General features: G+C 32.4%; 9 protein-coding genes. 1 reads left to right on the top strand and 8 read right to left on the bottom strand.

Annotation, left to right across the window (positions count from 1 at the left end; all coding sequences use genetic code 11):
- Positions 1-169: 169 nt before the first annotated feature.
- Genes VLC96_RS02695 through VLC96_RS02685 form a run of 3 tightly spaced genes read right to left on the bottom strand, consistent with a single transcriptional unit; the run spans position 170 to position 2,771 of the window.
- Positions 170-1,264 (bottom strand): glycosyltransferase family 4 protein, encoded by a 1,095-nt coding sequence (locus tag VLC96_RS02695; protein WP_325260514.1) that lies wholly within the window; start codon positions 1,262-1,264, stop codon positions 170-172.
- Positions 1,261-1,701 (bottom strand): sugar 3,4-ketoisomerase, encoded by a 441-nt coding sequence (locus VLC96_RS02690; protein ID WP_414655559.1) that lies wholly within the window; start codon positions 1,699-1,701, stop codon positions 1,261-1,263. The genes VLC96_RS02695 and VLC96_RS02690 overlap by 4 nt, the downstream gene beginning before the upstream one ends.
- The gene (locus VLC96_RS02685; RefSeq protein WP_325260512.1) at positions 1,668-2,771 is read right to left on the bottom strand and encodes a glycosyltransferase; all 1,104 of its coding nucleotides are present in this window, start codon (positions 2,769-2,771) and stop codon (positions 1,668-1,670) included. The genes VLC96_RS02690 and VLC96_RS02685 overlap by 34 nt, the downstream gene beginning before the upstream one ends.
- A 45-nt stretch (positions 2,772-2,816) precedes the next feature.
- On the opposite strand from VLC96_RS02685, the gene VLC96_RS02680 reads away from it, so the two are divergent.
- On the top strand, positions 2,817-3,737 hold the full coding sequence (locus tag VLC96_RS02680) for a glycosyltransferase (RefSeq protein ID WP_325260511.1): 921 nt from the start codon (positions 2,817-2,819) through the stop codon (positions 3,735-3,737).
- A 207-nt stretch (positions 3,738-3,944) separates the two neighbouring features.
- On the opposite strand, the gene VLC96_RS02675 is transcribed toward VLC96_RS02680, so the two are convergent.
- From VLC96_RS02675 to VLC96_RS02655, 5 genes are all read right to left on the bottom strand, one after another.
- Complete coding sequence (locus VLC96_RS02675) at positions 3,945-5,444, bottom strand: oligosaccharide flippase family protein (RefSeq protein ID WP_325260510.1); 1,500 nt, start codon at positions 5,442-5,444, stop codon at positions 3,945-3,947.
- Position 5,445: 1 nt separating this feature from the next.
- A complete protein-coding gene (locus tag VLC96_RS02670; RefSeq protein ID WP_325260509.1) occupies positions 5,446-6,459 on the bottom strand; it encodes a glycosyltransferase family 2 protein in 1,014 nt (337 codons plus the stop codon).
- Positions 6,450-7,550, bottom strand: a complete 1,101-nt coding sequence (locus tag VLC96_RS02665) for a DegT/DnrJ/EryC1/StrS family aminotransferase (RefSeq protein WP_325260508.1) — start codon at positions 7,548-7,550, stop codon at positions 6,450-6,452. Before VLC96_RS02665 ends, VLC96_RS02670 begins: the two co-directional genes overlap by 10 nt.
- Positions 7,547-8,497 (bottom strand): FemAB family protein, encoded by a 951-nt coding sequence (locus tag VLC96_RS02660; RefSeq protein ID WP_325260507.1) that lies wholly within the window; start codon positions 8,495-8,497, stop codon positions 7,547-7,549. The genes VLC96_RS02665 and VLC96_RS02660 overlap by 4 nt, the downstream gene beginning before the upstream one ends.
- 269 nt (positions 8,498-8,766) lie before the next feature.
- A partial coding sequence (locus VLC96_RS02655) for a hypothetical protein (protein WP_325260506.1) occupies positions 8,767-9,934 on the bottom strand: 1,168 nt, incomplete at its 5' end.

Here is a 9,934-nt window from a genome sequence, read left to right as displayed (position 1 = left end):
AATAAAAAAATACAAGACCATAAAACAATATCGATTATTACCAATTGCGATTCTTTTCTTTAAAATTTCAGAACCTTTTTTGAAAAAATTAATTTTAAACAAAAATCCAAACCTATTCTGTTTTGATATTTATCGATTGGGTTATTTATGTAGCATTGACCCTAAATAATTATTGATTTGTCAAGCTTTCAAAAAGAGATTTCCATTGTTGCATAATAGGCTCAATGTTATATTTTTTTGTACTTCTATAAGCGTTTTGACCTATAGAAATTCTTAAATTTTCATCTTCAATTAATTGTTCCAGTTTTTCAACAAAGGAATCTATATCTCCATCTTTTATTAAAAAACCATTTTTTTTATCTTCAATAATCGCTCGTGGGCCAGCTGGACAGTCATAAGCAACGCAAGGCAAACCAGAAGCCATTGCTTCGAGCAAAACCATAGGAAAACCTTCTGATCGCGAAGTCATGACATATAGTGAAGAAGATAAATATTTGTCGGCTATATTTTTAACTGGATTGCTTAAACTTACATTGGTTTTTAAGCCTAAATCTCGAATAATAGGTTTTAAATCAATTACAGATTCTCCATAAATCTCCAAAACCCATTCTGGATGCTTAATAATCACTTTTTTCCAAATAAGCAATAACCTATCAAGCCCCTTCTCATAAGAATATCGTGCAACTGCAATTATTTTTTTAGATTTTAAATCCGATAGCTTTTCACTTTGTATCCAAGAGGGATTTGGGATAACCAAGCCGTTTTTCACATTCCATTCTTTCAAATTTTCATTTGACAGAGCTATAAATTTTGGAAATTTCGATGCGCAAAAATCCTTGAATGTATATTTTAAATTGCTTATAACCTGCAATATAAAATTTTTCTTTACGTGCTTTATTTCAACAAATTTAGATCCATGACATTCAAAAACAATAGGAATTTTATTGGATAAAATAAATGGAATTGTATAAGCTTTCAATCCATTGTCGCTAACAATTATAATATCTGGGTTAATATTTCTAATATTTATTTTTAAAGATCTCTGAAAAGAATTGAAAAACTTAAATACAGATCCCTCTAAAATTATATCGTGAAAAACAATCTTTTCATGAAAAGGGTAAAACAAGGGAAAGTTCCCTTTATTTTGAGTAAGTATATGGACTTCATATCCAAAATTTTCAATAAGATAGTTCAATTTTAACGAAAAAACTCTAGCTACACCTCCAGCATTATTGACTTTTGGAACGATATACAATAATTTCATTTTTTTGATCTCAAGAATTCATCATAATCCCGAATATAGTCCTCTTCTTTATACACATCAGAGGCAAGTACTAAACAAACAGCACCCGAAGAAAAATTTTCCAATTCACGCCAAATTCCAGTTGGAATAAGCAAGCCAATATTAGGTTTATTCAACAGATAACGTTTCTCTTCACTTCCGTCATTTACTGTTACTTCAAAACTTCCGCTTAAAGCAATTAGCACTTCCTGCTGATCAATATGTGAATGTCCTCCTCTAAAAGCACTACTGGGCACATCAAAAAGATAATAGACACGTTTAAATTCAAAGGGCAAAAAACCACTTTGAATAATTCCTAAATTCCCTCTCACATCTTCAACAACGGGTATGTCTAGTAATTGTATTGCATCTATTGTTTTCCTTCTCAAATTATGTTTATTTGCATCAAATCTAACCATTGTTTTCCTATTGTTTCTAATAAAAATGGAGTAACACTTTCTCTTGCATTTTCTTTGCAATATAGATATATTTTTTCATCGTTAACCATTATATTCATAGCTTCGGTAAGCTTTTCTAAATTTTGATTTTCGACAAGAATTCCATTCTTAAAATTACTGATTGTTTGTCTGGGACCGCAAGGACAATCAAATGAAACTACAGGGATACCACAAGCCAATGATTCTAAAATAACATTCGGCAATCCTTCATTTTTACTGCTCAAAACTGAAAACCTGGAATTTTTAAAATATTTGAAAGGATTATTTTGATATCCTAAAAAATGCACAAAATCAATTATATTGCACTGTTTTGCAACATTTTTTAATTCACTGCTATCACCTTTCCCGACTATCACGAGATGAATTTGCTTGTCCTTCAATACTGAGTTGGCATAACTCATAATCAATTTATCAAACTGTTTTATATTGCTTTCATATTGACCAATCGCAATTATGTATTCAAAATCAATTGAAATTGGTTCATCACACTTTACATAAACTTCCTCTAAATTTACAGGGTTTGAAATTGTTAACACATTCTTTAATTGATGTTTTTTGACAATCAGTTCTTCCATTTCATTTGTAATGGCAACATTTGCGTAACAGTAATTGTACATTAACCGAGTTAACCAAGAATTATTTGGCATATAATGGTCAATCAAAAAACTGTGGACTGTAAATATCGTTTTGGCTTTATATAAAAAACGAGCTATTATTAATTCTTGAATAACTTTTCTTCTGAATCTAAAATCAATTATAAAATCAAAATCGTTTTCATTTAGATATTTCCGTAACGAAATCAGCCGCTTAATTTTGTTAAATATTCCATTGCTTTTATTCTTCAACAAGCCCAAATTAAACAGTTTTCCAGAATAAGGATAAGAGACTTCATCAATAACTATGATATTATGGATCTCGATCCCTTTTTTTTCAAAAAAAAGAGATAATGTTGCCATTACTTTATCACTGCCACCTCCGCTCAAACGATAACCAATTAAAGCAATTTTAAAGTTTTTGTGAGATAATATCATTTTCGTTTTGTTATTTTCGTCTCAAATATAACTATTAATAAAATAATGCAAAACAATCCGCTCGTTACTATTATTTGTTTGTGCTACAATCACGAAATGTATGTAGCTGAAAGTTTAAATTCTGTTATTAACCAATCCTATCCAGCCATTGAACTCATTATAGTTGACGATTGCAGTTCCGACGATTCTAAAGAAGTAATTAGAAAGTGGCTAATTAATTACCCTGAAATTCGGTTTATCACTAATGAAACTAATTTGGGAAATACCAAATCCTTTAACAAAGCACTAAAACATGCTCAAGGAGAATTTATAATCGACTTAGCTACAGATGATATACTATTACCCAATTGCGTTGCATTGCAAATTAACACATTCAATAACAGTCCTTATAAAAACCTTGGCGCAGTTTATGGCAATGTTGAATTAATATCCGCAAATGGCACTTTTGATTCCTATTATTTTCCGGTAAACAATCAAAAAAAAGTAATCGAAAAAAGAATTACGGGCGATATTTATCAATCGGTTCTTTCGGGCGGTAACAGTATTTGTTCCGTATCGGCCATGATAAAGAAAACCGTATTTGACCATTTACAAGGTTATGATGAATCGCTGGTTTATGAAGATTTGGACTTTTGGATTCGGGCTTCCCGCTTATATGAGTTTGATTTTATTGACGAACCTCTAATACAAAAAAGAATAGTCACTAATTCCTTAGGAAGTGATTTCTTCAAAAAAAAGGATAGTCGGGCCAGAAAAATAAATCATTCTACGTACTTAATCCTAAAAAAAGCAATTTCACTAAACCGAACCAAATCCGAAGATTTGGCAATTCAAAAGAGAGTGCATTATGAAATTACACACACCTTTAAAATAAGGGATTATAATTTATTAATAAAACTTTTAAGACTACGAATACTATTGAGCTGGAGAAAGAATTTTAAAAGATTTAAATCCCAACAACTGTAAAAGAATAAACTTACCCCCAGCAAAAAAAGATTTTACTGTTTTAAGTTTTTATTGAATACTAACCAATAAAGCACGGAGACTATGGTAAAAAAAAGAGCAAAATTCAATGAGTTGAATAACATATTAAAATTCTATTATTTTAAAAAATCTTCTCAAACACGTATTTAAATACAATTAATTAGTCCAAAAAAAAATTGCGGTTCCTCTTTAATTACGCTTAATCTTATTTCTAATTTTTGCATAATAAGAAGAGATATCAATTCTTTTGTCCAGCTCCTTGTAAGAATAAAATACCGACAAAGAGGACAAGATTCCCAAAAATAAATCAGTAATAGGAGAATCTACAAAAAAAACGACAAGACAATTTAACAATCCAATTAAAAGGGAAACTAAAAGAATTTTGAAAGTATCTTTTCTGATACTAAAATTAAACTTCCTATTCAGGATTCGATAAACATATATTCCATACACCGTAAAATTGACAATACTCGCTATACCAATTCCCTCCAGCCCGAACCAATGATAAAAAGCTATAGCCAAGGTAATATTCAGAAAATCGCCCAATAATTCCTGCTTAAAATATAATTTATTTTGTCCCTTTGCCAAGATAATAAAAGCTAATGGCCATATTACTGCCTTTATTATTACCGCAAAAAGAGCTCCTTTAAAAATCAATGTAACAGCGGAAAACTCTTTAGTATATAGAATCTCTATAAAAAAAGGAGCAAGCAAATACAACAGAGACAGCAAAGGAGTTACCAGCAGCAATCCTATTTCTATCTGATCATTTACAATTTGATTCACTCGATTATCGTCATTTTGTACTGCAACCAGTCTGGGGTAAAAATCAGTTCCCATGGCATTAAAAACCAAACCAACATACGATAGCAGTATAACCGAACTCACTTCATAAAAACCCAATATTTCAGCGGTGGCTCCATTTCCATTCAAATACAGTTTTATGATATAATTGCATATTTGCCCGAATATTACGTTTATCGACAACAAAAAACCCATTTTTAGTAATGGCTGTCCTCTCCTTATTGTTTCGGAAAACGAAAGATTTACTTTTTTTACTTCAATGTCTCGGGTATAGTATAAATTGAAAAGTAAACCTATCAAGCTTGACAGCAAAATGACAGGAACAATACCGTCAAACTTAAAAAAATAATATAGTGGAATCGTTACCAAAGTTATGAATACGGAACTCCAAACATTAGAAATGGCTATCAGTCTAATTTTTCTCAAGCCCTGCAGCATAGCTATTCTTCCTGAAGAGACACTCAAAAAAACAAAATTGACGGAGAGGATTACAAACCAAAAATAATTTTCTTCAGTTCCAAAAGTCCATTTACTCAACAATTTTGATAGTAAAATGGTTACTATTGTCCCAAACAATCCGACAATAAAAGACCATCTCTTTAATACCGTCAAACGCTCCGAAAATCTTCCATGATCGCCATCTGAATAAGCTGAACTCACTTCTCTAACACCCGTAATATTCAAACCAAAATTGGTCAGTGAACCAATAATACCTATCGTGTTATTTAATAGACCGAGAGTTCCAATACCTACTGACCCCAAAAACACAGCAGCAAATTTAATTCCTATGACACTAACGAGCATCCTCAGGACTTGGACAAAACCAAATACTCCTGTGGCTTTAATAATTTCTTTATGTGAATTTTCGGTATTCTGCTCTAGCATATTAATCAATTATACATCCAAAAGATGTGTATTGTTGTTTGAATTGTTCAGCCCATTTCTTCCATTCTCCTTCACTGGCATCAACCGCATTTTTATCTCTCAGAATTTTTTGAATGCTTTCCGGATTCAAATCTTTTGGAAAATTATTCATCACATCCAATTCTCCCTCATACCAAGCTTCATTTATGATTTTATTAAACACAAACATATTGAGAGAAACATTTTCATAATTCTTATGCTGATTGGTGGCAGCAGAAAGAAAACTCGTCTTTACAACTTCCTTATTGGTTCTTCCGAAAGCTGCATTTTTATTTTTATTCAGAAACTGAACTGCATTAAAAAGCTGAAGCCCTTCATCAATTCTATTAGTATGATTTTTCCATAAAGACAAGAAATATTCCTGTCTAAAAACAACTCCTGCAACAGAATAAATAGAATAGTAATTTAAAGCCCTAGTTTTAGTATATATGTTAAGAAATGACAATGTTTTTCGAATTTTGAATTTATAATAAACAAAAAACAATTTGTACAAAAGCGGATTCCGAGTGTATAAATCAGGCTCATAAATACTAAAAAACGATTCCTCTTTCACAATACGGTCCGATTGTAATTTGGAGTTCCCTAACCAAAATAATTTAAGCATTTGAACATTATCTTTTCGTAAAGAAATTTCCAAATCATTCAGAGCAATATAATCTGTAAACCAAATATCATCTTCCAATAACACAAAATACTCCGAGGCCTTTTTAGCAGCATTAATCCACAAATCTATTGGAACTTTTACGTTTATATTTTGCGAATCGTTCTCAATTGCGAATACTTTCACATCGTATAAATCAGATTTCAAAATCGTTATATCTGAATGTTTTTCTGAAATTTTTTTTAAATATTTATCAGGCGTACCATCATCCAAAATGATAATCCGATAATCCGAATGTACCACAAACCGCCTAATACTCTGAATACAACGATCCAAATAATAAGGCCTGTTAAACGATTTTATTATTATGTCCATAAATTTATCTTTTCAATCACAAAACTCACCTCATCATCAGTCATTACAGGACTCATCGGCAAACTCAATACTTCGTTATGTATTTTTTCGGTAATAGGAAAAGACAAATTATTCCAATCTGAAAAAGCATTTTGTTGATGTGGCGGAATTGGGTAATGAATCATCGTTTGAATACCATTTGCTAATAAATAGTTTTGCAATTCGTCTCTGTTTTCAGTTCGGATAACAAACAAATGAAAAACATGATTTTCTGAAAAATCCCAAAATGGTAAAATAATTTTATCATTCTTTATTTCCGACAAATAGCGTTTTGCAATTGATTTTCGAATAGTATTTTCTGCGTCTAAAGTGGGTAATTTAACATTCAAAAAAGCCGCCTGCAATTCGTCTAATCTTGAATTTACGCCGATGTATTCATTCTGATATTTAGCTTCGGAACCATAATTTCGGAGCGACTGAATGGTTTTTGTCAATTCTGCATTATCAGTGACAACTGCTCCCCCATCTCCCAAAGCGCCAAGATTTTTCCCGGGATAAAAGCTAAAAGCGGCAGCATCAGATAAACTTCCGGATTTACCAAAATCTGAAATTGCTCCATGCGCCTGAGCCGCATCTTCAATTACCAATAAGTTATTTTGTTTTGCAATTGCATTTATTTTATCCATTTCGGCCAATTGTCCATACAAATGAACAACTAAAATTGCCTTGGTTTTGGATGTGATTTTTTGTTGAATCAAACTTGGATCAATATTGTAAGTTTCCAAGTTTGGCTCGACCAAAACAGGAATCAAATCCACTTGCATTATAGCTAAAATACTGGCAATATAGGTATTCGCAGGAACAATAACCTCATCCCCTTTTTGCAATTTCCCCATTTGGATATAAGCTTTGAAAATCAAAACCAAGGCATCAAAGCCATTACCTACTCCTATGCAGTGTTTCATCCCGCAATAAGAGGCAAATTTACTTTCAAATGTTGCGACTTCACTGCCCAAAATATACCAACCATTTTCTAAAACTGATTTCAGTTTTTCTTGAAAAACGGTTTCATAAGGCTCATTTATTTTTTTTAAATCGAGGAATTTTATCATTTAACACTGATTTTATAAAAATCTTGATTATAAACTGAACAACCTAACTCTTCTTTTTGTTTTAAAAGCCCCGAATTATATCCTTTTATATTATTATCGCCAACAATTCCCATATCAAAAAAACATTTACCTTCGTTCTTGTATTTTTCGATTAAATTAATGAATAAAAAATCAAGGCTTCTTACTTCTTCTCCTTCTTTAGTTGTAGCTCCATATTGTGATTTAACAACCGTTTCCGTTTCAAAAATAGTTATTCCAGCAATAATTTTATTTTTATTATAAAGCGAAAACTGCTTTATATTTTCTGGAAATTTTTTTTTCAATATTGTAATTTCTTCCTTTGTATGAACTGGTTTTGCATTATGCTTTTCTGCCAATCTTGGCTCTAAAACCTCTTCCCAAAACGGATGTAAATTTTGCTCTTCAACAATCTCTAAATGAAGGCTTTTGATTCTTCTAAAATGCTTAAGCTTACTTTTAGATATATCTAGTGGAATAGTTAGATTAATAGCTAAATTCATTTCTTTTCTCTCTATGAGACCGCCTTTTTTACATAAAAAGAAATCTATTTCCTGATTACCTTTTAAAAAATAAAAATTAGGAATTGGTTTACAACAAAAAAAATCAACTGAGTTTTCTTTTAGAAAAAATAAAATATCATCTAAAATCAATTCAACTTTTTCGGCTTTTAATTTAGATAAGAACACCACCCCCCCATACGTCAAGCCCTGATGAGAATAGACAGTATCTATTACTCTATTTGCAGGAAGAACGGCCACCCATTTTTCGCCATCCAAAACAATCAAAGAATAATCCTCAAATCTATCCTTATGATAGTCCATAAAATCACGATGAAACAAGAAAGTCGCATTTTTGGCTTGACCAATAAAATCATTCCATTTGTCGTAATCTTTGGATTCGTATCGTTTTATAATATAGCTTTTCACAATCGTTTTTTAAAGAGCCGAAAAGTACACAATTAGGACTATATTCTAAAGGCGATGACAAAAAATCTTTCCGACTGTCTTTGATGCTCCGAGTTTCTTTAACCATGTTCGGAACTTCGTTATTAGATCCCTAAAGTGATTCAAAAAAAAATCTGCTGAAATCTACGTATAAATTGCACGCGGATTCAGCAGATTTTACGCAGATTAGATTCGCTAATCTGCATTAAAAAACAATTCAATATCTTGAGGTAATACCTCTTCATTTCATATTAAAAATTATAAACACAGGAAAGCAAGAATCGCATATTTGCCACATCTGTCAAATTTGTGGTTGCTGCTGCTGTGCTTTTTGACAAATCTCCCCATGTGGCTGCAGTATATTCCAGCTCTGGTGTAACTCTGAATTTTTTGTGTTTAAGATCGACTCTTCCTGAAACTCTCCAAATATCATCCACTACTCTGGTTGAATTCGTCGCACCACTGTTTATACCACGGATATAATTTGCATAGGTTATTTTTGTTGGATCAGCCGTTGTTGCATCAAACGAACCACCATTATTTTTGACGTAACCGATAAACAAACCTGGAGCAATTCTTTTGTCAACTTTTGAAATTTCCATCCATGCGGCAGATGTTTTTGATGCCGTGTAGGTTTCAATTCCATTATCAATAGTCCTACCGCTATACCCCCCGATCGTAACAAAATTATACATATTCCCGCCAGTGATTCCATACGCTTTTACACTTATTTTATCATTCATGTATTTTCCATAAGCAAGGAAAGAAGTAGAATTGATTTTTTCGGAAGTTTTCTGATTATTAGAAACCGTCAAAGGCTGCAATGATTTGTATTCGGCACCGGCTCCTAAGATAACATTCTTAGTTCTGTACTGAAACTGACCGTGCAAACTTGGAAGAGCCGAGTTAATTGTGGCTGCATTGGCTGCTCCTGGACCTGGAGCGGCAAACTCCCTTTCTTTATAAGCAATGAATGAAAACGAAAGCGCATCGGATAACATCTGTTTAATTTTGAATTGCGTTGCCCAACCAAAAGGATTAAACGGTAGTCCCCCGTTGAAAGCCGCAACCTCCGGTGCCACCTCTGGAACATACTGCGGATACCAGGTTTGCCCCACTGTCACAGCTGTTTGCCCCCAATCAAAATTAGCATATGCGTGTCTCAATCGCAGCATTCCGATAGAAGCTCCTTCAATATTTCCATAAAAGTCAGTTTCTATTACCGCCAAAGTCTTTGCTCCCCATACCTCAGGTCCGCCAATTTTAATGCCAGTTCTGGTATTTACCGAAAGATAATTTGACTGATGCACCGCATTAATATCATTTCCGTTTTTATCTAAAACTACATCTAATGGATAAAAGTCAACTAAATATTCTCTGGCACATGCCATTTTACGGGTGTCATAAATAAAATCAGTT

The organism is Flavobacterium sp., from assembly GCF_035456085.1.
Classification (GTDB): domain Bacteria; phylum Bacteroidota; class Bacteroidia; order Flavobacteriales; family Flavobacteriaceae; genus Flavobacterium.
This window is presented reverse-complemented; position numbering and strand designations above follow the sequence as displayed.

Excerpts from the sequence above, each read along its gene's own strand:
- VLC96_RS02695 (WP_325260514.1), bottom strand. The coding sequence starts at position 1,264 with ATGAAATTATTGTATATCGTTCCAAAAGTCAATAATGCTGGAGGTGTA.
- VLC96_RS02690 (WP_414655559.1), bottom strand. The coding sequence starts at position 1,701 with ATGGTTAGATTTGATGCAAATAAACATAATTTGAGAAGGAAAACAATA.
- VLC96_RS02685 (WP_325260512.1), bottom strand. The coding sequence starts at position 2,771 with ATGATATTATCTCACAAAAACTTTAAAATTGCTTTAATTGGTTATCGT.
- VLC96_RS02680 (WP_325260511.1), top strand. The coding sequence starts at position 2,817 with ATGCAAAACAATCCGCTCGTTACTATTATTTGTTTGTGCTACAATCAC.
- VLC96_RS02675 (WP_325260510.1), bottom strand. The coding sequence starts at position 5,444 with ATGCTAGAGCAGAATACCGAAAATTCACATAAAGAAATTATTAAAGCC.
- VLC96_RS02670 (WP_325260509.1), bottom strand. The coding sequence starts at position 6,459 with ATGGACATAATAATAAAATCGTTTAACAGGCCTTATTATTTGGATCGT.
- VLC96_RS02665 (WP_325260508.1), bottom strand. The coding sequence starts at position 7,550 with ATGATAAAATTCCTCGATTTAAAAAAAATAAATGAGCCTTATGAAACC.